This window comes from Pontibacter sp. HSC-14F20 (genome assembly GCF_019599265.1).
Lineage (GTDB): Bacteria > Bacteroidota > Bacteroidia > Cytophagales > Hymenobacteraceae > Pontibacter.
In genome coordinates, this window is sequence record NZ_JAHZTC010000031.1 from 1 (window position 1) to 23,870 (window position 23,870).

18 protein-coding genes and 2 tRNA genes are annotated in these 23,870 nt (G+C 46.1%); 7 read left to right on the plus strand and 13 right to left on the minus strand.

The genetic code is table 11. The features are described from left to right. Nucleotides 1–495: 495 nt before the first annotated feature. From K3G39_RS19795 to rodA, 5 genes are read left to right on the plus strand one after another with little or no spacing between them, the layout of a single operon-like run. Nucleotides 496–1,521, plus strand: a complete 1,026-nt coding sequence (locus tag K3G39_RS19795; protein ID WP_007652384.1) for a rod shape-determining protein — start codon at nucleotides 496–498, stop codon at nucleotides 1,519–1,521. A 9-nt stretch (nucleotides 1,522–1,530) separates the two neighbouring features. Then, on the plus strand, nucleotides 1,531–2,394 hold the full coding sequence (mreC, locus tag K3G39_RS19800) for a rod shape-determining protein MreC (protein ID WP_220627912.1): 864 nt from the start codon (nucleotides 1,531–1,533) through the stop codon (nucleotides 2,392–2,394). Next, entirely contained in the window at nucleotides 2,387–2,911 is a 525-nt protein-coding gene (locus K3G39_RS19805; RefSeq protein ID WP_220627913.1) for a hypothetical protein, read from the plus strand. The genes mreC and K3G39_RS19805 overlap by 8 nt, the downstream gene beginning before the upstream one ends. Beyond that, nucleotides 2,908–4,737, plus strand: coding sequence for a penicillin-binding protein 2 (gene mrdA, locus K3G39_RS19810; RefSeq protein ID WP_220627914.1), 1,830 nt, complete (start codon nucleotides 2,908–2,910; stop codon nucleotides 4,735–4,737). Before K3G39_RS19805 ends, mrdA begins: the two co-directional genes overlap by 4 nt. A 3-nt stretch (nucleotides 4,738–4,740) precedes the next feature. Continuing rightward, nucleotides 4,741–6,069, plus strand: a complete 1,329-nt coding sequence (gene rodA, locus K3G39_RS19815; protein ID WP_220627915.1) for a rod shape-determining protein RodA — start codon at nucleotides 4,741–4,743, stop codon at nucleotides 6,067–6,069. Nucleotides 6,070–6,253: 184 nt separating this feature from the next. On the opposite strand, the gene K3G39_RS19820 is transcribed toward rodA, so the two are convergent. From K3G39_RS19820 to mutS, 13 genes are all read right to left on the minus strand, one after another. After that, nucleotides 6,254–7,399: a hypothetical protein gene (locus tag K3G39_RS19820; RefSeq protein ID WP_220627916.1), complete on the minus strand. Its 1,146-nt coding sequence runs from the start codon at nucleotides 7,397–7,399 to the stop codon at nucleotides 6,254–6,256. A gap of 622 nt (nucleotides 7,400–8,021) precedes the next feature. Beyond that, nucleotides 8,022–8,996 carry a hypothetical protein gene (locus tag K3G39_RS19825; protein WP_220627917.1) on the minus strand — a complete coding sequence of 325 codons (975 nt, stop codon included), beginning with the start codon at nucleotides 8,994–8,996 and terminating at the stop codon, nucleotides 8,022–8,024. A gap of 2 nt (nucleotides 8,997–8,998) precedes the next feature. Further along, nucleotides 8,999–10,447, minus strand: a complete 1,449-nt coding sequence (locus tag K3G39_RS19830) for an MBOAT family protein (protein WP_220627918.1) — start codon at nucleotides 10,445–10,447, stop codon at nucleotides 8,999–9,001. A 549-nt stretch (nucleotides 10,448–10,996) separates the two neighbouring features. Next, nucleotides 10,997–11,299, minus strand: a complete 303-nt coding sequence (locus K3G39_RS19835) for a hypothetical protein (protein WP_220627919.1) — start codon at nucleotides 11,297–11,299, stop codon at nucleotides 10,997–10,999. 394 nt (nucleotides 11,300–11,693) lie between these two features. Next, nucleotides 11,694–12,278 (minus strand): hypothetical protein, encoded by a 585-nt coding sequence (locus K3G39_RS19840; protein WP_220627920.1) that lies wholly within the window; start codon nucleotides 12,276–12,278, stop codon nucleotides 11,694–11,696. A 321-nt stretch (nucleotides 12,279–12,599) separates the two neighbouring features. Further along, nucleotides 12,600–13,580: a phage/plasmid replication protein gene (locus tag K3G39_RS19845; RefSeq protein ID WP_220627921.1), complete on the minus strand. Its 981-nt coding sequence runs from the start codon at nucleotides 13,578–13,580 to the stop codon at nucleotides 12,600–12,602. Continuing rightward, nucleotides 13,564–14,097, minus strand: coding sequence for a hypothetical protein (locus tag K3G39_RS19850; protein WP_220627922.1), 534 nt, complete (start codon nucleotides 14,095–14,097; stop codon nucleotides 13,564–13,566). The genes K3G39_RS19845 and K3G39_RS19850 overlap by 17 nt, the downstream gene beginning before the upstream one ends. Next, entirely contained in the window at nucleotides 14,094–14,399 is a 306-nt protein-coding gene (locus K3G39_RS19855; RefSeq protein WP_220627923.1) for a helix-turn-helix domain-containing protein, read from the minus strand. The genes K3G39_RS19850 and K3G39_RS19855 overlap by 4 nt, the downstream gene beginning before the upstream one ends. A 136-nt stretch (nucleotides 14,400–14,535) precedes the next feature. Further along, nucleotides 14,536–15,636 carry a hypothetical protein gene (locus K3G39_RS19860; RefSeq protein ID WP_018476691.1) on the minus strand — a complete coding sequence of 367 codons (1,101 nt, stop codon included), beginning with the start codon at nucleotides 15,634–15,636 and terminating at the stop codon, nucleotides 14,536–14,538. A gap of 5 nt (nucleotides 15,637–15,641) precedes the next feature. Beyond that, nucleotides 15,642–16,736, minus strand: coding sequence for a site-specific integrase (locus K3G39_RS19865; protein WP_220627924.1), 1,095 nt, complete (start codon nucleotides 16,734–16,736; stop codon nucleotides 15,642–15,644). A 202-nt stretch (nucleotides 16,737–16,938) separates the two neighbouring features. Next, nucleotides 16,939–17,022: transfer RNA gene (locus tag K3G39_RS19870), tRNA-Leu, on the minus strand. A 77-nt stretch (nucleotides 17,023–17,099) separates the two neighbouring features. Further along, nucleotides 17,100–17,172 (minus strand) — tRNA-Gly (locus K3G39_RS19875). A gap of 167 nt (nucleotides 17,173–17,339) precedes the next feature. After that, nucleotides 17,340–19,970, minus strand: a complete 2,631-nt coding sequence (mutS, locus tag K3G39_RS19880) for a DNA mismatch repair protein MutS (RefSeq protein ID WP_220627936.1) — start codon at nucleotides 19,968–19,970, stop codon at nucleotides 17,340–17,342. A gap of 503 nt (nucleotides 19,971–20,473) precedes the next feature. Here mutS and K3G39_RS19885 point away from each other — a divergent pair. Further along, the gene (locus K3G39_RS19885) at nucleotides 20,474–21,004 is read left to right on the plus strand and encodes an RNA methyltransferase (protein WP_220627925.1); all 531 of its coding nucleotides are present in this window, start codon (nucleotides 20,474–20,476) and stop codon (nucleotides 21,002–21,004) included. 231 nt (nucleotides 21,005–21,235) lie between these two features. Further along, nucleotides 21,236–23,713 (plus strand): TonB-dependent receptor domain-containing protein, encoded by a 2,478-nt coding sequence (locus tag K3G39_RS19890; RefSeq protein WP_220627926.1) that lies wholly within the window; start codon nucleotides 21,236–21,238, stop codon nucleotides 23,711–23,713. The last annotated feature ends 157 nt before the right edge of the window (nucleotides 23,714–23,870 follow it).

The following is a 23,870-nucleotide window of genomic DNA, read 5'->3' on the forward strand; positions in this document are numbered from 1 at the left end:
TTTGTTGCTGTTGCGCTACCATCTGAATGCTCTCTGATTCCACTAGGAGATACGAAAAAAGGAGCAGAAAACTTAATTCCTGCTCCTTTAATTCTCCAGTTTTCACGGAGACTTTTTCAGTGCCCTCCTTTACCGGATGGGGCTTTTTTTTAAGTCTGAATATTCTTGCTTAGCAAGTATAGCAGATATGAAAAGGGAGGCCTTTATCGTTGCAGCAATCCCCTCGTTCAACCTGATTACATAGCGCAAATCCTATACCTGCCCGAACAAATCAAACTATAGTTGCTATCCAATTTTATACCTGGAGATGCGTTATGAAAGGCAGCAAAGAGAATTGTATGGAATATGGGAAAGAAAAACTTTGAAAACTTTTGCCTCTTCTGCATCAGCATTATTAATTCCGCTGAAAATCACTAATTTTGCGGCTAGTTTTTGATTAGAAATATTGTATATTAAAAATATAACTGGGCAGCCGCACGCCTTCAAAAAATAAGAATGGGACTATTTAACTTTCTTACCAGCGATATTGCTATTGATTTGGGTACTGCCAATACCCTTATCATCCATAACGATAAGATTGTGGTGGACGAGCCGTCTATCATTGCCGTGGACCGCACCACGGGTCGTGTACTTGCTATTGGCCGAAACGCCATGCAAATGCACGAAAAAACCCACGAAAACATCAAGACGATTCGTCCGCTGAAAGATGGCGTAATTGCCGACTTCCACGCCGCTGAAGAGATGATCCGGGGTATGATCAAAATGATTGACACGGGCCGTCGTTTGTTCCAGCCTTCGCACCGCATGGTGATCTGTATTCCTTCAGGTATAACTGAGGTGGAGAAACGCGCTGTGCGTGATTCGGCCCAGCATGCCGGCGCCAAAGAGGTATGGATGATTCAGGAGCCAATGGCTGCTGCGATAGGTATAGGCATTGACGTAGAGCAACCGATTGGTTCCATGATTGTGGACATCGGGGGTGGTACAACGGAGATTGCTGTAGTGGCGCTTTCCGGTATCGTATGCGACCAGTCTATCCGTATTGCGGGCGACGTGTTCACCAAAGACATTCTGGATTACATGCGTCGCCAGCACAACTTGCTGATTGGCGAGCGTTCTGCCGAAAAAATCAAGATCGAAGTAGGTTCTGCCCTGACAGAACTCGAAAATCCGCCAGCCGACTACGAGATCCGTGGTCGTGACCTGATGACAGGTATACCGAAAGTAATTAAGGTAACCTACCAGGAAATCGCGATTGCACTGGACAAGTCGGTGTCGAAAATTGAGGAAGCGGTACTGAAAGCGCTGGAAATCGCGCCGCCGGAGCTGTCTGCCGATATTTACGACAACGGTATCCACTTGACAGGTGGTGGCGCATTGCTTCGCGGTTTCGACAAGCGTCTGGCTGCCAAAACTAAACTGCCGATCCACATCGCTGAAGACCCGCTTAGAGCGGTGGTGCGCGGTACGGGTGCGGCTATCAAAAATCTGGAAGGCTTCAAGAACGTCCTCCTGACTTAAAAGTGCCGCATGCGGAATCTATTTGCATTTATTTACCGGTTCCGTGCGTTCCTTATATTCGTGCTGCTGGAGGCCTTGTGCATTTTCCTGATCGTGCGTTACAACACATACCAGGGGGCGGCCATGTTCAACTCCGCCAACACCTATATAGGGCAGGTACTTGAGTTCCAGAGTGGTGTGACCGACTACTTCCGGCTGGCGTCTGTAAACAGTACGCTTGCCCAGGAGAATGCCGTGCTGCGCCAGCAACTTATGTCCTACAGGCAGGATGCCGAAGCAGACAGCACTGATCAGCTTGACGGGACCTATTTTGCAGCTACAGACTCTGCCAAGTCAGAACCTTTCATTCTGCATGCCGGTCGTGTTATCAACAACTCGATTCGCCGCACCAACAACTACCTGACGCTGTCAGCAGGCAGCCAGGATGGTGTGAAACCAGGCATGGGCGTTATTTCCCCGAATGGGGCTGTCGGTCGCGTAAAAACCGTGTCGCAGCGCTATGCAACTGTTACGTCACTGCTGCACTCGCAAATGCTGATTTCAGCCAAGATCAAGAAGGACAACACCTTTGGCACTATTAAGTGGACAGGTGGCGACTACCGCACGGCCCTACTCGATTACATACCACTTCACGTGAAGCCCGAGCCCGGCGATACCGTGGTGACAAGCGGCTATAACACCGTGTTTCCGGAAGGAATCATGATCGGTACGATCAGCGAGGTAGAACGTGAACTCGACAAAAGTTTTTATACCATCCGGGTGAAACTCTCGGTTGACTTTGCTCAACTCTCTTATGTGTATGTCGTGGAAAATCCGCGGCGGCCAGAGCAGGACTCCCTGGAAATAGAAGCAGGAATACTACCCAATGAATAACAGCTTAGGTATAAGACATATCTTGCAGTTTGTGGTATTTGTGGCCATGCAGATACTGTTGATGGACAATCTGGTGCTTTTCGGCACCGGCTTCAGCTTTATCTACATTGCTTTTCTTCTTTTCCTGCCACTTGAGATGAACCGGGTCCTGCTCCTGTTCCTGGGCTTTCTTGCTGGTTTCGCGGTCGATATTTTTTATGACACGATGGGTATACATGCGGCGGCCAGTGTGCTGCTGGCTTATTTAAGACCCATGATATTGAACCTTCTCACACCGCGTGATGGTTACGATACGAATGACTCCGTGAACATACACATCATGGGCTGGCGCTGGTTTCTGGCTTACGCGCTTACCCTGATCCTGGCACACCATACGGCTGTGTTCCTCCTCGAAATTTTCAGTCTGGAGGGTTTGTCGGCTGCCGTGCCTAAAATCCTGCTGAGCGTGTTGTTCACAGGCGTTGTGATGGTCATTTTGCAATTACTGTTCTTCTCCCTTAAGAGAGCGAATAGATGAACTACCTCGAAAACAGAAAATACGTCATACAAGCAATCTTCCTGGTGGTGGGGGTGGTATATGCCTTGCGCCTTTTTTACATCCAGGTAGTGGACAGCAGCTACAAACAGGCTGCCGAGACAAACGCGATTAAGACAGTTATCCAGTATCCTTTCCGGGGATTGATTTACGACCGTAACGGCGAACTGCTGGTGCAGAACACACCCGTGTACGACCTCATGATCGTGCCGAAGGAAGCCCGCAACATCGATACGCTGCGCCTGGCCAATATGCTCGACATTCCGCTGGAGGATGCCCGTGAGCGCTTCAAAAAAGCCCGAGCCTATTCCTGGGTGAAACCTTCCATCTTTCAGCAGATGCTGAGCACGCAGGACTTTGCCCACATTCAGGACAACCTGATCGACTTCCCCGGTTTTTACATTAACGCCCGTACCGCCCGCGGCTATCCGCACCAGAGTCTGGGGCATGCGCTGGGGTATATTGCCGAAATCAGCCCGAAACAACTGGAGGACAGCACCTACGCAGGCTACCGCCCCGGCGACTATATCGGCAAAGCAGGTATAGAGATGGCCTATGAACAGTATCTGATGGGCAAGCGCGGCGTCAAATACAAGATGGTAAACGTGCGCGGCATCGACAAAGGCTCTTTTAAAGATGGCGCCTACGACACGCTTTCCATAGCCGGACAGAACATGGTGAGCACCATCGACCTGGATTTGCAAGCCTATGGCGAACATCTGATGAATGGAGCCAAGGGCAGTATTGTAGCCATCGAACCGAAGACCGGCGAAATCTTGGCTTACATCTCGGCGCCTTTTTACGACCCGAACCTGTTCACGGGCAAAGACTACGGCAAGAACTACATGCAGCTGCTTCAGGACCCGGACAAGACCATGTTCAACCGCCCGATTATGGCCGACCAGAACCCGCCCGGCTCTATCTTTAAACTGACGCAGGCTCTGATCGCTTTGGAAGACGGTGTGATAAACCCAAATACAAGGTATGCCTGCAACAAGTCACTGGTGAATTGCCACCCACACCCGTCACCACTCGATTTGCGCGGTGCCGTGCAGCACTCCTGCAACCCGTGGTTCTTCCAGGCTTATAAAGCACTCATTAACCAGGGCAAATCCCAAAATACCTTTACCGACACATCACTTGGCCTGAAAGACTGGCGCGAGCATGTGCTTACTTTCGGCTTCGGCAAGAAACTGGGCATTGATATACCTGGCGAGAAGTCAGGCATTATCGCCTCAACGGATTTGTATGACCGCGTGTACGGCAAAAACCGCTGGAAATACTCTACCATCTATTCCCTCAGCATTGGGCAAGGCGAACTGGGTGTAACGCCGCTGCAGATGGCAAACTTCATGGCTGTTGTCGCCAATAAAGGCTACTATGTGACCCCGCACCTCATCCGCTCTATTGGAGAGGACGGCAAGCCGCTGGCAGAAAACTACGAACGTCACTATACCTCTGTGAAGCCTCATCACTTTGATCCGATTATAGAAGGTATGGCCGAGGTGGTGCGCGCAGGCACAGGCCGTAAGGCCAGTCTGGCAAAAGTAGGTATAACTGTTTGCGGCAAAACCGGAACGGCTCAGAACCCGCAAGGCCCTGACCACGCCGTGTTTGTGGCTTTTGCCCCCATGGAAGACCCTAAAATTGCGATAGCGGTTTATGTGGAGCATGGTAAGTGGGGTGGGCAGTCGGCGGCGCCTATTGCGGGCCTGATGATCGAACAGTACCTGACCGATACCGTGACGATCAAAGAGCAGGAGAAGTGGGTGCTGAGTCGCGAATATTTGAACATTAAATCGAAGTAAGGTATGCCAGTTGAACAGCGAGTACTCGGGAACAGGGTAGGACCTCAGGTAGGCAGTCGTCGTAGCTCAACCAGCGTGTTTGGCAACCTGGACTGGTTTACTGTGCTTATCTACTTTGTATTGGTGGCGCTGGGCTGGATGAACATTTACGCCGTGGTGTACAGCCCCGACAATGTGGTAAACATCTTCAGCTTCGATATCAACTCTGGTAAGCAGCTGCTATGGATCGGTACGGGCGTTATTTTGATGATTGTGCTGCTCGTTGTTGATTATAAGGTATACGAACACTTGGCCTATCCCATTTACGGTGCCATTATCCTGCTGCTGCTCTTTACATTGGTTGTTGCCAACCCGGTGGCGGGCTCACGCTCGTGGCTCGATTTGGGAGGAGGTATACGCTTGCAGCCTGCCGAGCTGGCCAAATTTGCAACTGCCCTGGCCATCTCTAAATTCCTGAGCAATGTGAGTCTGCGGCAGCAAAACATGAAAGACCAGATGATTCTGGCGGCCATTACGTTCCTTCCTGCTATCATTATCATCCTACAGAACGAAACGGGCTCGGCTCTTGTGTTTGGTGCCTTTATCCTGGCTTTCTTTCGCGAAGGGATGTCGCCCCTCATCCTGATCATCGGCGGTTCTGCAGCGGCTATTTTCATTCTGACATTGCTCGTACCGAAGCTATACCTGCTCCTCGGCATTGCCGCTCTCATGGGCCTGGCCATGTTCCTCGACTATCGACTCATGCGTCGATTCAAAACCATGATCGCGCTTTTTGTAATGGTGGTAGGGATGGTGTTCAGCGTGGATTACTTCGTAAATGACGTCCTGCAACCGCACCAGCAAAACCGCATCAAGGCGCTCATCAATCCGGAGGCTGATCCGTTGGGCTATGGATGGAACGTTACGCAGTCGAAGATTGCAATAGGTTCAGGTGGTTTCTGGGGCAAGGGTTTTCTGGAGGGGACGCAGACCAAGTTCGACTTCGTGCCCGAGCAAAGCACCGACTTCATCTTCTGCACCATCGGCGAAGAGCACGGCTGGGTAGGCAGCACCATTCTGATTGCGCTGTTCCTCCTGCTCATGATGCGCATCGTGTACATTGCTGAGCGGCAGAAGTCCGTCTTTGGCCGTACCTATGGCTACTGCGTGGTGTCAGTTATCTTCTTTCACTTCGTCATCAACGTGGGCATGACCATCGGCCTGGCGCCGGTAGTAGGTATACCGCTGCCTTTCTTCAGCTACGGTGGCTCCTCGCTATGGTCATTCACTATCCTGCTGTTCATCCTGCTGGCAATTGATGCGAACAGGAACAGGGAATTGGTAAGGCAATAGCACTCGATTAGAGGCCGGTATATAGAACTAAACAACCTTTAAATGTATTGTCTGATTCTCCCGAGCGTGGCGTCCTGCTCAGCAAGTCAAGCAGAGCAATGATAGACCCGACAACGGATAAGTAAACATCAGCGTCAATATGGGCCACTAAAAGACTGAACAGAAACTACATATTTGAACGGTACTATTTCCTGAGGTTATACCTGATCAAAGACATTGTTGTCAGCTTCGAGATGGGCTGCCCTGTTTTGGGATTGATAAACTTCACTATACCTAGTCGCATCAGCTTTTCAAAGGCGGATTTATAATTCTCCAGGGTATAGTAGGTACTAATGCTATGCTTTTCATAAACATGTTGCACTGTGCGGTTATTATAATCTGCGGCCCGCTGAGAAAGATCCTCTACTAAATTGGCAATGGAGTAGGTATAGTGCTCATGAAACAGCGAGGTCTGTTGCTGTTGCAGATTAGCTCCAAACAAGGGTACGCCATCCTCCTGCACCTCGCTATACCTGACCATCAACTCTTTAAGTTGAGTATAGGCTTGCTGGCCTTTAGAAGCAAATACCAGATAGCGGCTGGTTTGCACCTTGTCTGCCCAGTTTATTCTGAATCGGAAGGTATAGCAGCCTTTTTCCCTTAAAAGCCCTTCAAAGGTATTAAACAGAAATTCCTCTCTTTTATCAGTACTCCTGTTCTTCTTTTGGAAGTCTCTTATCTGGCTAAGGCGGTCTCCAAAAAGCACTTGGACCGCTTCATCATTTTTAGCCCTCTTCAGTGCCACCTGCATATCCTGCAATGTAAAATGCATGAACAACCCCAGTTCACTATTTTCCAGCAAATGAGTCAGTGCTTTAAGCGAAACGCTGTTACTGAAAGGATTTACAAAAGCGAAAATAGCAGCCTTTCCGTCCAACAACTGGTTCAGCTCGGTCTCTGCAGTTTCTTGGTGCAAAAAGATTGGCGTATGCTGCAGCTCCTGGAAGTAGGGCAACTGCACGGCCTGCTCCTGCCATTGACTTAAAGTAGCAGGGTCAGTATCGTAGTCAGTATCATAGAAAACTGCACTCACGGCCTTGTTGAGGTCAGTCCGCGTACCGGTGCTTTTATAGAGAAGTCGCAAGAGTTTTGCTAAGGAGGAATTAACACTTACTGGCAAACTGTCCTGTCCGGCATCAAAGTCGCAGTAGAGAATCGGCATTACAGTATTCGCTGAGCTCTGCAGCACAACTCCTGCCCAGATTTCAAAAGAACTCACTAAAAGCTCTTCCCTAATATCAGCTATCGTCTTTTCTGTCTTAAAGAAACTCCTGCTCTCTGCTTCAGCCATGCGCGACTATCATTTTATAACCTCAGAGCCCTCACATACGGAAAACATGTTCATGCTGCTGTTCAAAATTGCATTCCTACCTCCAAGTCTGCCTATAATGCAAAAAGCCCTCGCAACATACGTTACAAGGGCTTTTTCTTCATTCAAGTACCAGGAGCGTGTATTTAACCCTCGCATTATGATGTTGAAAGCCAATAACTTAACAGTTGTTTTATTACAACTAGTTACAAACTGGTTACAAAAAAAGTAAAAGCATCAGAATATAGGGCTTATTTTTTGTTGTATTCCCTCTTATGCAGGTATTGAGTTACCCCTCTTTTATGGATACTGAAATTCAGCTCCTGTAGGCTTAGGGAATTCAACATTCATTAACAAACTCTCACCTATCTGTTTTGCTATACGAGCGGGTATGTCAGATTTTGTGAGGTTAATACACTTATACAACTCTAGTCTACTTAAGTGGTTCCTACTATTATCCTAATATTGAATCCGCTTTAATATAGGCAGGCTCTTGCAGTCTTGAATCTTCTGCTTTAGGTAGCTTGTGAAGCTTGCCTGCAGGTGTTCAATACATTTCAGGCTAATTGTTTTAACTACCTAATTGACAATCATTTTGCAGTCCTTATACTCCTTCATTGAGCACTCTTACGTTTCTAGATAGTGTTCTATTCTTATCCATAACAGCACTATCCAACATTAGCGTCAGTTTCTTTGCCCCATGTGAGTTTAAGTGATCGTCATTCTTGAAATCTTTTACCTGAAAACGATTATCATGTTCAAAGTCTAGCAAGATAACACTTTCATTTTCTAACACTCGTTTAATGAACATATTCCTCCTATTAAGCCTTTCTTCCTCATATCGTTCTGTATATGTTGGGTATAGAGGCGTTTTGAGCAAGAACACCACTATATTGTTTTCTAAGCAATAGTTTATTACTGAACTTATCGTTCGTTCATTGTAATCATAATTCTGCTTGGATGAATATTCCCCACCTTTATGCTTGAATCTTTCCACGGCTGTTTTACGAATTAACTCGTCATTGTAATTTAAACTTTTAAATACTCCTTCAGAGACGTTAGTTGCAAAGCCAAATTCATTTAACTGCAGATCAGTGCTAAAAGGATTTAACTGCCTAATAAGACGTTGATTGAAGAATTGGGGGTTAGATTGATAAAGGAAATACTTATCAACTAGCTTAGTTTCAGGAAATGCAATATTATGATAGAAACTGTACCAGCTAAACCTATAAAAGTCAACAGGGTTCTTTTTTGCTAATGAGTGGTAATCAACTTCAATAAAAACATATTTTATTTGAGGGAGTTCTTTAATATAATTAAAGAATAATGCGCTATCAAGCTGATAATCCTGCCCCCCATATGCTAAATTTGCTGCCTTAAAATCAAGAAATTCTGGATTGATAGCATCCATTGAGTGTGAGGAACCGAGAAAAATGGCTTCCACATCTTTGTTTTGTTGTATAAACTCAGCTTTAACATTAAACGAATTGGCGGTGTAGGCGATATGTAACTCTACAACTAACAGAAGTATTATGAGTGGAACAGGAAAATAGACAACCTTTGTTACAAATTTTTTCATATCTAAAACTGAAAGTAAATAAAATCTTGCTCTTTACCGCCGAACCAAAAAATAGCTATGATAACGGCATAGTATATAGCGTACCTAAATGAGCGTTTCCACTTTAAACCTAAACTAGCGATAGCATATTGTTGCTCTCTTCCCAACCATTCAGCAACCACAAAAATAAGTAACAAAATTATAGTATTTAATGCTCCGCCCATACCTGCAAATCGTGGGACTGTAAACAGTGATGATGAAAAAATTCCAGAGATATAGCTGATTGCATGGCTCATATTATCAGCCCTAAAGAAAATCCAGGCAAAGACAGTTAGGCTAAAGGTAACAAGCATGGAGAACAGTTCCTTTATGGTAGGTAGATATCTACCTTCAGCCACTATATGCAAGTTGTTTCTGTTATTATTGGTTAACAAAAGAGGCAAGAAGTAAATAGCATTAAGCGCACCCCAAACGATAAAGGTCCAGTTTGCCCCGTGCCAAAAACCACTTACAATGAAAATGATAAAGGTATTCCTGACCTTCATCCACATGCCGCCTTTACTACCACCTAGCGGGATGTAAAGGTAGTCTCTGAACCAAGTAGATAGCGATATGTGCCAGCGCCTCCAAAATTCTGCAATGTCTCTTGAAAAATATGGAAAGGCAAAGTTCCTCATCAGGTCAAAACCAAACAGCCTTGAGGTTCCTATAGCTATATCAGAATAACCAGAGAAGTCCCCATATATTTGAAAAGTGAAGAATAGCGCACCTAAGACCAGAGTGCTCCCTGAATAATCATCAGAATTATTGAATATCAGGTTAGCGTACTCAGCACAATTATCTGCAATAACTACCTTCTTAAAAAGCCCCCAGAGGATTTGCCGCATCCCATCCACTGCCAGTCTATAGTCAAATGTTCGTTTAGTATAGAATTGAGGGAGTAAATGAGTGGCCCTTTCAATTGGGCCTGCGACCAATTGAGGGAAAAAGCTAACAAAAGCTGAGAAGGCAATAAAATCTCTGGTAGGCTCAAGCTTCTTTTTGTAAATATCAATGGAATAGCTTAATGTTTGGAAGGTATAGAAACTGATACCTACAGGCAAAATTATATTAAGCGAACCACCTTTTATATCTGCACCAAAAAATGTAAAAGCTGTAACAAAATTATCTAGAAAGAAATTATAGTATTTGAACATACCTAGAAACCCGAGATTCACTATAATGCTCGTCCAAAGCAATGCCTTTCTCTTGGTTGCATTATCCTCTTTCGCCAGTCCAAGTCCTATAATATAATCCACTACAGAACTAAATAGTATCAATGACAAGAACTTCCAATCCCACCAGCCATAGAACAAGTAACTTGCAGCGACTATCAGCAAGTTCTGAAGCCTAAGGTTATTATTTGTCACAAACCAATAGAGAATAAAGACTATCGGTAAAAATATTGCAAAGTCAATAGAGTTAAATAACATACTACTGTTATATATTTTAGAGCTTGGAATTAGTAACTAAGAAGAAGAATACAAATTGGTACCCATCTAATTTTAAGCCCGCAAAAATACAGAACCATCGCTAAGTATTCCTAATAAAGTTTATTTAAAAATAGTATTGTTTATCAAATCCTGAGTTTCCTTTGCTGCCAGACAGGTAAGAGAAGTTTAAAGGCAGGAGCAGATATAAAAAAGGTAGGCCTCGGCTTTTCATGACCTTTTTAGGCGGCAAATCCAGGTTTATTGTTTGCTTTGGCATTTGTAAATTTATTGACAGCTATAATAGATTATCCTTCAACCCCGCGCGCGTTCTGGTCAAATGTTATCCTTTTTAGGGTGTTCAGTTTTGTTCATGTGTCTAACTCTACTGTCTAACAGTTGAGCCTTTTTAAGGTGTCAGATTTGTCAGGTTTTGTTAAGCTCTTGTGTAAAGCTCAGGCCTTTTTATGGTTTCCGATATGACAACTTATGACAAGTTGAGACGGGTTTTGTTACTCTCTACATGCTACACGCTTTGGTATGCTAAGTTTTCTAATACCTTCCCTCTATTATGATATACTTTGCAGGGTATCCATTGAGCTTATAAAGAGCCTGTAAAGCTGTAATAAGTGATTGTAAGCCAGATTCCTTAAGATCCTTCTTATCCTCTCTCAGGTAGTTCCTAAAAGCATAATCCCCATACTTTTGTACATAGTGCTTTGCCTCGATCTCTTTTACTTCCCTAAAATCCTTAGCCATTATAACTCTCCTGATTTTAGGCTTAGCCTCTTTCATGCTCCAATAATCAGGAAAAGAGTAGAGCCTGTGGATACTACTGAGATTAATATAATTCATACACTATAAGCCTCTAAATAAGATTGCCTCGCGCGCGTGAAATCCTTAACATTTACTAACATCTGTATAGGCTGCCAGGTATGGCTGCTTAGGCAAGGCTTTTACTGTTATTTCACTGTTATTGCTCAGACGGTGTTTACTTATATTGGTTCGCTTTCTATGCTTAACAGGATAGGTCTTGATTTAATGCAGGCACAAAATAACCCGCTTTCTACAATAAAAAAAGCTACCCTTTCAGGAGTAGCTCTCACTTAGATCTATTTCAGGTTTTATCAGGTTCTATAACCTCCCAAAAGTGTAGTTTTATGTAGTTCTGCTATACGCGCGGCAATGTTGGGTTTTGTCAGGTTCTATACACTTCTAAAACTCTAGTATTACCTAGTGCCTCCTACCATTACATTACCATCAGCTCAGATTCAGAATAGGGCACGCGCTCACTTTCTCTGATCTTCTGCATAAGCCTTAGGAATCGTTTGGTAGGTTTACCCCTATAGGTTCTTTTAAAGTGTTTGCTGTATAGCTCCTCATACACTTTGTCAGAACTGAACAGCTTTTCATACATTCTCATGATGCCTCTGTTCTTATGGCTGTATGTCTGCTTTTCATACATATAGCCTTTGCAGGCAGACCTGTGCAGGAACAGAGCCCCAACTGAGTAAAGTATCCTGCAATTTTTGCCAGTGCTGGGACAAACAAAGTACCATACCTCACCTTTGCCAATATTAGCGGGAACGGTTGTTAGCTCCACTTTGTACTTAACAGGCTTATCCCCATAGGTATAACTCAGTTCCAGGTAAGGGTTATCTATCAGGGTGCTAACAGCTATACCTATGCTGCTGTATACTGAGCCGTTCCTGCTCCATGTAATAGTGCCTGATCGGTAACGGTTGGGCTTAAGGTAGCCCCATCTGATAAGGTTAGATATGGATACTGTTTTAACCTCATCAAACAAGGTCGGGAATGTGTAAGGCTTTGGCATAAGGGTATGGGTTTGGGTTGGAAATGAAACCTAAATCTTTAGGGAATGTGCAGGGTAAATCAACTTAATAGCGGGCCATTTCTGGCTACCACAATGCACTCTTTTAGGGCTTACCCCCTTTACCTTTAATTTGGCAGTGAGTAAAATTTATGCCCATGCGGTATAGGCCAGATAAGGCTCAGAGATAATTACTTACCCCCTGCCTGAAAAAATATTCTCAGTTGCACGCGGGCATAAAGAGTTATGCAGCGGTATAGCCATAGCAGGACTAAACCTGCCTGATGCCCCCCTGCCTATACCTGAGCTACCGTTTAGCCTATGTTAGCGGTAATACCTTTTGGCGTTTGCTATCTTTTTGTCTAGCTCCTGTATTAGCTCAGGTTGTTCTGCAATACTTTGAGACTTTACCATCTTCTTAAGGTCATTTTTAAGGTCTGTATAATACTTTTTGTGCTTAAAGACCTTTTGCTCTTTCATTACCTCAATATGGTGTAGGAATGCCTCTAAGCCTCTTTCCTGCACTACCAGCCTTAACAGTTGATCTTTGTAATCCTTTGGGGTGTTTATCTTGCTTGTATCCATTAGGGTAAGTCCTACTTTGTTTATCGATTCATACTCGTTATGCCAACGGTCATACATAGCTATATAAAACCGTTCATCTGTTAGGGTGTCAGGGGTTATAAGTGCCTGATTGAATTGCTTAGGCAGGCGGGCGGTGTAGCTAACCTCAAACCTGAGCAGGTGCTTACCTGCATACACCTCAGGTATAGTTACCCTGTTCTTTTTGCTTTCAGCTATCTTGTTATAGGCCTTTTTGCTCCTTTGGCTGTTCTGATAGCTTATGCTTTTGGGCTGGGTTAGTTTGGTGTAGTAGGCGCTTTGACCTAAGTAAGGATAGTACAGCTCAGGCTTATAATCTGTCATGATGTTTTGCCCTACATCTATTCTTGTAACCTTTGCCTTATATACTGGCAGGTGTAGCGTGTCTGCCATCAGTTCAAAGGCTCTTTTACTATCTGAGCGGGTTAGGGTGTGCAGGTTAGTGCCTAAGTAGAACTTAGCTAGACTCCCTTTTATACTTACCCCATGCTCTGATATGCCTATCCTTAAATTACCAGCATTGCCAGTAATATAAGTTTTGCCTGTGTCCTGCCTGTAGTTCTCTGATAGGTTGGTCAGATATGGCAGGCAGTCCCAAACAGAACCGCCTATCATATCCACTGCTAGGAATTGGCCTATAGTACAGTACATAGCGTTTATAAAAAGTATAAATCTGTACTGCTTACTATAAGGAAATACCATAGTCAAAGAACGGCTTAGCCTGTGCCCTTAGCTGTTCTATCTCGCTGTCTAATGCTCCATCTATTAGGTTTTGATAGTAGCCAGGTATAAGGTTCCTGCCATTAAGTATTATCAACACTTCTACTAAGGTTAGATCCTGATTAGTGATGAACAGATAGCAGTCATTCCTGTAAGGGAATAGCGGGTTGGCTGTGCCATTGCTCAGGAGCCTGTTAGCGTTGGGGTATCCATAGCCATACTCAGGAAAGTCTACATCTTCAAAGTAGATGCTGGATAGGTTTAGTTTACCGTTGGATAGTGCCCATTCTGCCAGGCGTTTACTATTGGCCTTTACAAACTCTCTGGCAGGTATCTTAAACAGGTACATTTGCCCTTTGGCGTTTATAAAATCTATCAACCCTGTATAGCCTTTAGTGTTGGCGTGGGTTGTGCAGTCTAAGCGGGCTTTACTTCTAATACCATACTTAGCCTTTACCTGACCTGGTAGGTTCTCAAATCTAAAGTATGCCGCTATCATGACTTAGCCCTCCCCATGTTCTTAAGTGCTACATAGGTTGCTGCCTGCTGTTCTATCTCATCAGCGTTTATAGGCGTTACAGGGTTTCTTTGCAGCCAATGGTCTAACTCTACCTTATTAAAGTAGATGTGCTTTCCCTGGGGTTTGTAGTGGCATATCTGAGCCCCTGAGGTTAATTTATACAGGTAGCTTTTAGATAAGCCTGTATAGCTTGCCGCCTCATCAAAGTTTAATACTGTCTTTTGGCTTAATAGCAGGGTTTCAATGCTTCTTAGCCTTTCCTCTAGTTGTTGAAATTCCATTTCTTTTCTTTTTGAAGTTTTAGAAATGGATTAGCGCTAATCCTTTGTTCGTTATAACAAGAGCAAAGATTGCAACGGTTGGAAAGAAAAAACCTTCACTTTTGATGAAGGTTAAGGTAATGGTAAGGGATTGAGATTAGCAGAAGTGGCTTATAAGTTCATCTATGGCCTCTTGCTTCTCAGCTGATAGCTCTTCTTTTACCTTCTGCTTTACAACTTTGAAATCAGTTGTGAATGGTTCTCCATTAGGTTTAATAAAACAAGCTTTAAGCTTTATATAATCCATCCTCTTAAGGCTTCCATCTATATTGCCTGAGTCTATTAATTGCATGATAAAGTAAAGCAATTCATAGGCGTTGGTATCATGCCACTTGATAGGAGTAAAATTTTCTGTAGTCTTACCTGTAAATACAGCTTTAAACTGTTTAAGCGTTGTATTCTTATGCAGATACTTATCTTTCATTAACTTATATAGCTTTGGAAGCTCCTCTTTGTGATCATCCTGCCATACATAGCTTATAAATTCACCTTTAGAGCTTTCATTATAACTGGGTTGTTCATTAGAGTAGTTACTCAATGTGCTTACTGCCTGCTCAGCCATAAGCTTTGTTACTCGTTCCTTAACAAATGGTAGGTTATAAAGATCCTGAATGTAATCATCCATTCTTTTACTATCCAATTGCTTTAACCTTTCAAATCGTTGGTTGATTTTATCAAGTTCATTTCTTGCTTCCTCACTAAATCCATCAAATGAGGGCTCAGTATCATTTTTACCATCTTCTTTTAGCCACTTAAGCCATCTGAAAAAGTTTGATTTAGTATAATAAGATATATGAGTAGGCATTATCTCTTCAAATTCATCTATTAAAGGGCTAGCCATTAGATAGAATGGAATAAATGGAGGTGTTAATTTGTACCTATTGTCTATACCATTGATTGCTTCCCAATAAAGCATAGGGTTGTCAGCTTTGAAGTTCTTCAAGGCTTCTTCAACTGCTTTCAATTGTTGGCTTAGTAAATCTTCCTTTGCAAAGGAGTGTTCATATCTCCTATAAAAGGCAAGCTTCATCAATTGCAGGTGCATAGCTATATAATTAGAGTATGCAAAACTTTGATCTGACCTTATTCTTTTAAAGTCGTTTTCTCCCAGCCTTTTATTTTCAACTAAACTTACTAGATCCTCACTTTTGATCTCTCCTTTCAACCAATCTTCAAAAGTGTATTCATATTCCTGCATAGCTATTAAAAATTAAGGTCAGGTAAGGCGTTTACAGCCTGTGCTTTGCGCTCGTCTGCAATGCTCAGGTACTTTTGTGTATGCTGTATGGAAGTGTGCCCTAAGAGTTGGGAAAGGGTTTTAATGTCATACCCCAATACAAGTATGTTGGTAGCAAAGGAATGGCGGGCACTATGCCAGGTAATGCGCTTATCTATACCCGCTCTTGCTACCCAATTCTTAACAGTCTTAACTGAGCCCTCAAATGATGGTAAAGGGAATACCAGGCTATCGGGTGTGCCCCGCTCCCCTATCAGTTTAAGGGCGTTCTGATTGAGTTTAAGCCTGAGCACCTCCTTAGTCTTGTTCTGCACTACAAACAGCTCTGAGCCGCCTATATCCTGCCATTTAAGGGCTTTTATATCGCCAAACCTTAAGCCAGTATTGCAGGCAAACAGAAAAGCCCGCTTTATTACCTCGTTACCACAATAGGCGGCCGCTAATGCTTTGATCTCATCTAAGTTCAGTACCCCTTTATTCATGCCCCCGCTCTTAAACTTTACCTTTTCAGGCAGTGGGTAATGTGGGAACAGGTTTTCCCTCATGCCATGCTTTACCACCTTCTTAAAGCGGGTAAAGTAAGTCTGAGGGCCATCGCCTGTCTGTTTTGCTTCTAAGTAGTCCTTAAATGCTAGTACAAAATTTGGGGTAATGTCTTTGCAAGGCAGGCGGGCTGTATCATACCTGTCTTTCAGAAAGGATTTGAACTTGTTCAGGCAGGCACTCAACACCCTATGATCTGCCTTTGTGTATTGTGTGTTGTAAGCCTGCCAGTACTGTACAAAGTCTACTGAGCCCTGTGTCTTAGAACTCAGGTTCAGGGCTCCTGTTAGCAGTTCCTCTGTGCGTTTGGCCTTGATGCGCTGTGCAAGCTCCAGAACGGTCTTATTAGAGTCTTTTTCTAGCTTATCCTTAGGTTTTGCCACTATGTACAGTTTCAGGAACTCAAATTCCCTTACCCCCTCATAGTAGAAATCTAAGTACAGGCTTAGTTTGCCGTTTGCCAGTTTCTTTTCCCTTAGCCTAACTGGTTCTTTTGGCGCTCGTTTTTTCCCTTGCATAGCTTTTGTATTCCTTTCTTATCCAATATAAGAAAAGATATTTACATCAGTTACAAACGAGTTACAAACTGGTTACAAATAACATCAAAACAAGGGAAAAAGCGGGGTGTATTAGGGAAAGGCTATAAAAGCAAAAACCCGCTTAGAATGCATCTAAGCGGGTTTTTCTTAACATTTGGTTATCCAAATATAGTAAGTTCAGTACCAGGAGCGGGAATCGAACCCGCACGAGCTTGCGCTCACAAGATTTTAAGTCTTGCGTGTCTACCAGTTCCACCATCCCGGCGCCTTCCGAAACGTTTTTCGGAGGGGTGACTTTAAAAAACAAAGACGTTGCTTATCACAACGTCTTTGTCATTCTTGAGCGGGAGACGAGGTTCGAACTCGCGACCTCGACCTTGGCAAGGTCGCGCTCTACCAACTGAGCTACTCCCGCTTTTAGTCATTCCCTAAACCCCCTTAGCGATTTAGTGATACAAAGATATAGACAAAATTTCAGAAGTCAAGAGGCAGCACTAAAATTTTCCGCCAGTTTTTCTTTTTACACTGATTTTCAGCGAGAAAATTTTCACAAAATCTTTAGTTACTGTCCGGCTATACCTGTTAGCGCACCATTTCGCCTTTGTCTTTCAACAATAATTTGAGCTCGTTGAGTTTCAAAAGGGCCTCTACAGGTGTTATAGTATTAATATCGAGCTGCTCCATGAGCTCTTTCACACGCTGCAATTGCGGGTCCTGCAGCTCGAACATGCTCAGTTGGTAGTTATTCTTGGGAGCCGACTTCATCCGCTGCTTCGGTGCATGCTCCGACACCTTCTCTTTTTCAAGGTGATGCATAATCTCGTCGGCACGCAATACCACGCTGTTGGGCATACCTGCCATTTGGGCCACATGTATACCGAAGCTGTGCTCGCTCCCGCCTTCTACCAGTTTGCGCATAAAGAGTATCTTGCCACCCGCCTCTTTTACCGACACATTAAAATTCTTCACACGAGGAAAATCTTCGGCCAGTTGGTTGAGTTCGTGGTAGTGCGTGGCGAAAAGCGTCTTGGCCCTGAATTTCGGGTGGTTGTGCAGGTGCTCCACAATGGCCCAGGCAATCGAAATGCCATCGTAGGTACTTGTACCGCGCCCGATCTCGTCCATCAGCACCAGACTGCGGTCCGAGAGGTTGTTCAGAATGCTGGCCGTCTCGGTCATCTCCACCATAAAGGTCGATTCACCTTTCGAAAGGTTATCCGAAGCACCCACACGGGTAAATATCTTGTCGATGATACCGATGCGGGCTGCCTCGGCCGGCACGAAACAGCCGATCTGCGCCATCAGCACGATCAGGGCCGTCTGGCGGAGCAAAGCACTTTTACCGGCCATGTTCGGACCCGTAATGATGATAACCTGCTGCTCTTCGTTGTCAAGGTAAATATCGTTGGGCACGTACTCCTCTCCCAGCGGCAGTTGCTTCTCAATCACCGGGTGGCGGCCTTTCTTAATATCCAGCACATGGCTATCGCATACCTCAGGCTTCACGTAGTTACCGGCCACCGCTATACCTGCAAAGGCGCTCAGGCAGTCGATCACGGCAATGACTTTAGCATTCTGCTGAATCTGCCCCACATAGTCCATGGCTTGCAGCACCAGCTCGTTAAATAACCCGAACTCAATAGTATAAATGCGCTCCTCTGCGTTTAGGATCTTCTCTTCGTAAGTCTTTAGTTCTTCCGTGATGTAGCGCTCGGCATTTACCAGGGTCTGTTTGCGAATCCAGCTGGCAGGCACTTTGTCTTTGTGCGCGTGCGTTACTTCCAGATAGTAACCAAATACCTTATTATAAGCAATCTTGAGGGAGCTGATACCTGTGTTGCGTACCTCCCGCTGCTGCAGTTGGGCCAGGTAATCCTTGCCCGAGAACGCAATTTGGCGCAGCTCGTCCAGTTCCTCGCTCACGCCGTCGTTGATCATATTGCCCTGGTTGGTGAGCATCGGGGCGTCGGGCTTCAGGATGTTCTTTATCTCTTCGCGCAGGCCATCGCAAGGCGCTAACTGATCAGCCAATTTTACAAGTGCGGGTATACCGCTGGCAGCCAGCATTTTTTTGATCGGTTGAATCGCATCCAAAGCTTTTGCCAACTGCATCAGTTCCCGTGGGTTCACGCGCCGCACAGCTACTTTGGAGATCAGTCGCTCGAGGTCGTTGATTTGTTTGAGATGCAGGTATAGCTCGTCTAGCAGCTCGGTATGCTGGGTCAGGGCCTCTACCGTGTCGAGGCGGCGCTTGATCTGCACCACGTCCTTCAGCGGCAGCACTACCCACTTTTTGAGCAGGCGGGCACCCATCGGGGTAGTAGTCTGGTCGAGGATCTGAATCAGCGGCACACCATCCTGGTTTTGAGGGTAAACCAACTCGAGGTTGCGCACTGTAAAGCGGTCGAGCCATACGTACTTGTCTTCCTCTAGTCGTGAGATGGTCGCGATGTGGCTGATTTCGTGGTGATGCGTCTCGGAGAGGTAATGAAGGATGGCACCTGCTGATGTGATCGCCTCCTGCATCCCTTCTATACCAAAGCCCTTGAGGGAAGTCGTGCTAAAATGCCGCGTCAATGACTCGTAAGCGAAGTCATAGCTGAATACCCACTCTTCCAGCGCATAAAAGCGGAAGTCGGGGCCATAGCTCTGGAAAAAGGTTTCTTTCTCGCGCTTGCAAAACAGCACCTCCGCCGGCGCCAGACTCTGCAGCAATTTGCCCACATAGTTCTTGTCGCCCTGTGCCGTGATGAATTCGCCAGTCGAGATATCCAGAAAGGAAACACCAGCTTCGGTCTTACCAAAATGCACAGCCGCCAGGTAGTTGTTGCTGCGACGTTCCAGCACTTGGTCATTAAAGGAGACGCCCGGTGTTACCAGTTCGGTTACGCCCCGCTTCACAATACCTTTCACCGATTTCGGGTCCTCGAGCTGGTCGCAGATGGCCACACGCTCACCGGCACGCACCAGTTTGGGCAGGTAGGTGTCGAGGGAGTGGTGCGGGAAACCGGCCAATGCTGTCTCAGAGCTTGAGCCAGCGCCACGCTTGGTTAGCACGATGTCCAATATCTTACTGGCCCTTACGGCATCTTCGCCAAAGGTTTCGTAAAAGTCCCCTACCCTGAATAGCAGCAGCGCTCCCGGATGCTTCGCCTTTATGGCGTTGTATTGTTTCATCAGTGGGGTTACTGTGCCGTTGTCTCCTCCTTTCATACTTGTGTATCTTTGTTGGGAAATAGATTCCCGGTTAATCTTAACTGTGTTTTGTATGGCGCGAGCGTCCGCGCTCGTGTCTACTATGGTGGGTCCTCTGGCCCAGGTATAGGTATAGCTACCTATCTTGCTTTCAGCTTCGCCTGTGCAGCGGGCACTCACTTTTTGTCTTGCCAAAAAAATCGAGGGCCCCTACCCCCAGTAAGCAAAAAAGTCAAGACCCTTTTAAATTCGCTGACCGCTCAGACACAAAATCGTCACTTATGCACCGGGCTAAGGCTATCTGCTTTGTAGCCAGCGTGCGAGTTAGTCTTGCTATACCTGCCAGTGGTATTTGCTGTGAAGCTATACCTATAAAACTGGTAGTAGCTGAACTTCCCTTCGAAGGGGCAGGGGGATGTTAATCGTGCACATGAATCCTGTCAATCCTGTAAATCCCTAAATCCTGATTCAGACAGTCCTTTCTTTGTACCTTTGCCCCAATACCCATTACCAATAATCCAATGCGAAAACTCTCCATGGACGACCTCAACCGCGACTCGGTTGAAGAATTCAAAAATAAGAAAAAAATACCGTTAGTCTTGGTGCTCGACAATGTGCGCAGTCTCAACAATGTGGGCTCTGTTTTCCGTACCGCCGATGCCTTTATGGTAAGTAAGGTATACCTGTGCGGCATCACCGGCACCCCACCCCACCGCGACATCGAGAAAACAGCGCTTGGCGCCACGGAGTCGGTGGAATGGGAGCATGTGCCCGATACGTTGGAACTGGTGAAGCAACTTAAAGAACAAGGGTATCAGATTGGCTCGGTGGAACAGGCGGAGAATAGCGTGAAGCTTAACAAGTTTATACCTGAACCGGAACAGAACTACGCACTGGTGCTGGGCAACGAGGTGTTCGGCGTGGAGCAGGAGGTCATTAACCACTCTGATTTTGTGTTGGAGATTCCCCAGTTCGGCACCAAGCACTCCCTCAACATCTCAGTGGCCACGGGCGTGGTAGTTTGGGATTTTCTGAGCAAAATCATCCGCTAATCAATTGATACTGAAGCTTTTTTCGTTTATCGGCTACATTTATCAGAATTTTTAAACGCTCCGATTAAACCTTTGCCGCCGCAGTTTGTCCTACCTACGGCTAAAAGTTGAGCCGGGGGAAACCGCTTACAGTGGCGTCCCCCGGTATTTTCTTTTCACCCCTGCCCTGTCTGCTGCTTCCACACTCTGAGGCAACAAAAGCACCTTCTTGCATTACCCGTATAAGAAATTATGAAAATCATTACGTTACCGTTACCCCTCGTTCTTTTTCTACTGCTTATCTCCAACACCGCGCTACTGGCTCAAGAAGCCGCTACCCAAGGAAGGATTTCCGGTACGGTGCAGGACCAGGAGACCAAGGCACCGCTCGGCTTTGCCAATGTGGTATTGCTCACTGCCCTTGATTCCAGCCTGGTAACCGGCGCCACTTCCGACATAGAAGGAAAATTCGAGCTGACCCGTGTGCCACAGGGGCGCTTTATTCTGCGTGTTTCATCGGTGGGCTATCCTACTAAGTTTATACCTAACATCTCTGTTTCGGCGGCCAACAACAACCTGCAGCTAGGCGCTATATCTGTGCGTGGCAGCGCCACCCAGCTAAAAGAAGTGCAGATTGTGACAGAACGCCCCATCGTAGCTTTCGAACTGGACAAACGGGTGGTGAACGTGAGCCAGGACATCAACGCCGAAAGCGGCTCAGTGGCCGAGGTGATGCAGAACCTTCCTTCGGTGACTGTTGACGTGGACGGCAATGTGAGCATGCGCGGCAGCTCCAATGTGACCATACTTGTAGACGGCAAACGCTCCGCCCTCTCCAACCTCACCCTCGACCAGATTCCTGCTAACCTGATTGAGAGCATCGAATTAATTACGAATCCCTCATCCAAGTATAACCCGGAAGGAACATCCGGCATCATCAACCTGGTGCTGAAGAAGGAGAAAAAGCCTGGTTTCAATGGCTCTGCGTCCATCACGGCAGGTACTTACGACAACTACAACACCTCGCTTAATCTAAACTACCGCTACTATAAGTGGTCTCTGAACTCTGGTTACGACTTCAGGCAGCGCACCCGGCCGGGAGAGAGCAATAGCTTTACGACCAACTATCACATCAACGACCTGGGGCAGCAGGACAGCACCAGCTATCGCCTGCAGGAAGGCACACGCAACAGCAAAGACATTTCGCACAGTTTCCGGTTGGGAGCCGATTATTACCTCACGCCCCGCCATACCTTGTCGGCATCTGGTATTTACCGCTTTGGCAAAGACACCGGGTATAACAACATCTTCTATCGTTTCGAAGATGAGAACCGCCAGCTGGTGAACACTCGCACACGCGAAACTGATGAGGAGGAAAACGAAAAGGCTGTGGATGTGACGCTGGGCTATCGACAGACCTTCGAGAAAAAGGGACAGGAACTGACGGCCGATATTGTCTACAACACCAACATTGACGACGAAGTGGCGCTATACAACGAGCGGAGTGGCCTGCAAGGCAGCTTTCCGGAGATGCAGCAGACATTAGTGGACGATGCTAACCGGGAAATAGTCGCCAAAGCCGATTACGTGCACCCTATTTCGGAGAACAGCCGTTTCGAGGCCGGTTTCCGCAGCTCCTTTGAGCGACTGGACGAAGATTCACGCTTCTTTAACCGGAACAACGAAACCGGTGACCTGGTGTACAGTACCGACCAGAGCAATCATTTCGTTTTCGACCAGAACATCTACTCTGTTTACTCCAACTACAGCAACAAGTATAAGTCCATCAGTTACCAGGTGGGGCTGCGCGCCGAGCAGACTGTGACCAAAACAGACCTACGCACCGAAAACAAAAAGAGCGAAAACGACTATTTCAGCCTCTTCCCGACGTTTTTCATCACTAAAGACTTCAACCCGGACAACAAAGTACAGTTCAGCTACAGCCGCCGCATCAACAGGCCACGCAGCCGTTTCCTGAACCCGTTTGTGGACCGCTCGGACCGCTTCAGTGTGCACTATGGCAACCCTGAACTCAAGCCGGAGTTTGTTAACTCGCTGGAGTTGGGCTACCTGAGATATTGGGGCGATGCCTCCATCAACGCCACGGTCTTTTACCGCCATACCTTGGATGAGATAGAGCGTTTCCGGATGGGGACTCTGGTGGTAGTTGGCAACGACACTATACCTGCCACCGAGACTACTTTCCTGAACATCTCCGACAACAAAGCCTATGGGGCAGAACTCGGCTTTAATTACCCTGCTACGAACTGGTGGCGCATCAACGGCAGCATCTCCGGCTTCCGGACGCAGCTCAACACCACTCAAGGTGACACTGAACTGAGCAACACGCAATTCAGCTGGAGCTCGAAGGTGAACTCGACTTTCACGGTGTGGGAAGATTTGAACATCCAGCTATCTGGTTTCTACCGCGCCCCGACAGCCGACATTCAGGGCCGCATGGAGCAGATGTTCAGCGCTGACCTAGCCATGAAAAAAGATGTGCTCAAAAAGAACGCTACCATCTCGCTCCGGGTGTCGGATGTCTTCAACACGCGGCAATTCAACTTCCTGAGTTTTGGACCTGAGTTCAGAACCGAGAGCGAGAACCGCCGTCAGAGCCGCATCATATACCTGGGCTTCACCTACCGCCTCAACAGCGAAGGCAATAACCGCGAACGCCGCCGACCAAACGAACAAAACGGCGGGGACGACGAGGGTTTTGACAACTAAGCCACATTGAAACTGACAAAAAGAGGCCGGGGAGAAATCTCCGGCTTTTTTATTTGGCTGCCAGTCTCCTAGTCATTCATTACCGTTTTTGCCATTTCGACGAAAGGACAGACGGAGGATAGCTTTATACCTGGCTTCTGCGTATTTTATGCCGGAA

Coding starts and splice junctions, on each gene's coding strand:
- K3G39_RS19885 (WP_220627925.1), top strand. CDS start 20,474: ATGCGAAAACTCTCCATGGACGACCTCAACCGCGACTCGGTTGAAGAA.
- K3G39_RS19835 (WP_220627919.1), bottom strand. CDS start 11,299: ATGAATTATATTAATCTCAGTAGTATCCACAGGCTCTACTCTTTTCCT.
- mrdA (WP_220627914.1), top strand. CDS start 2,908: ATGAACTACCTCGAAAACAGAAAATACGTCATACAAGCAATCTTCCTG.
- K3G39_RS19890 (WP_220627926.1), top strand. CDS start 21,236: ATGAAAATCATTACGTTACCGTTACCCCTCGTTCTTTTTCTACTGCTT.
- K3G39_RS19830 (WP_220627918.1), bottom strand. CDS start 10,447: ATGTTATTTAACTCTATTGACTTTGCAATATTTTTACCGATAGTCTTT.
- K3G39_RS19850 (WP_220627922.1), bottom strand. CDS start 14,097: ATGATAGCGGCATACTTTAGATTTGAGAACCTACCAGGTCAGGTAAAG.
- K3G39_RS19855 (WP_220627923.1), bottom strand. CDS start 14,399: ATGGAATTTCAACAACTAGAGGAAAGGCTAAGAAGCATTGAAACCCTG.
- K3G39_RS19820 (WP_220627916.1), bottom strand. CDS start 7,399: ATGGCTGAAGCAGAGAGCAGGAGTTTCTTTAAGACAGAAAAGACGATA.
- K3G39_RS19805 (WP_220627913.1), top strand. CDS start 2,387: ATGAATAACAGCTTAGGTATAAGACATATCTTGCAGTTTGTGGTATTT.
- rodA (WP_220627915.1), top strand. CDS start 4,741: ATGCCAGTTGAACAGCGAGTACTCGGGAACAGGGTAGGACCTCAGGTA.
- K3G39_RS19860 (WP_018476691.1), bottom strand. CDS start 15,636: ATGCAGGAATATGAATACACTTTTGAAGATTGGTTGAAAGGAGAGATC.
- K3G39_RS19865 (WP_220627924.1), bottom strand. CDS start 16,736: ATGCAAGGGAAAAAACGAGCGCCAAAAGAACCAGTTAGGCTAAGGGAA.
- mutS (WP_220627936.1), bottom strand. CDS start 19,970: ATGAAAGGAGGAGACAACGGCACAGTAACCCCACTGATGAAACAATAC.
- K3G39_RS19825 (WP_220627917.1), bottom strand. CDS start 8,996: ATGAAAAAATTTGTAACAAAGGTTGTCTATTTTCCTGTTCCACTCATA.
- K3G39_RS19795 (WP_007652384.1), top strand. CDS start 496: ATGGGACTATTTAACTTTCTTACCAGCGATATTGCTATTGATTTGGGT.
- mreC (WP_220627912.1), top strand. CDS start 1,531: ATGCGGAATCTATTTGCATTTATTTACCGGTTCCGTGCGTTCCTTATA.
- K3G39_RS19845 (WP_220627921.1), bottom strand. CDS start 13,580: ATGGTATTTCCTTATAGTAAGCAGTACAGATTTATACTTTTTATAAAC.
- K3G39_RS19840 (WP_220627920.1), bottom strand. CDS start 12,278: ATGCCAAAGCCTTACACATTCCCGACCTTGTTTGATGAGGTTAAAACA.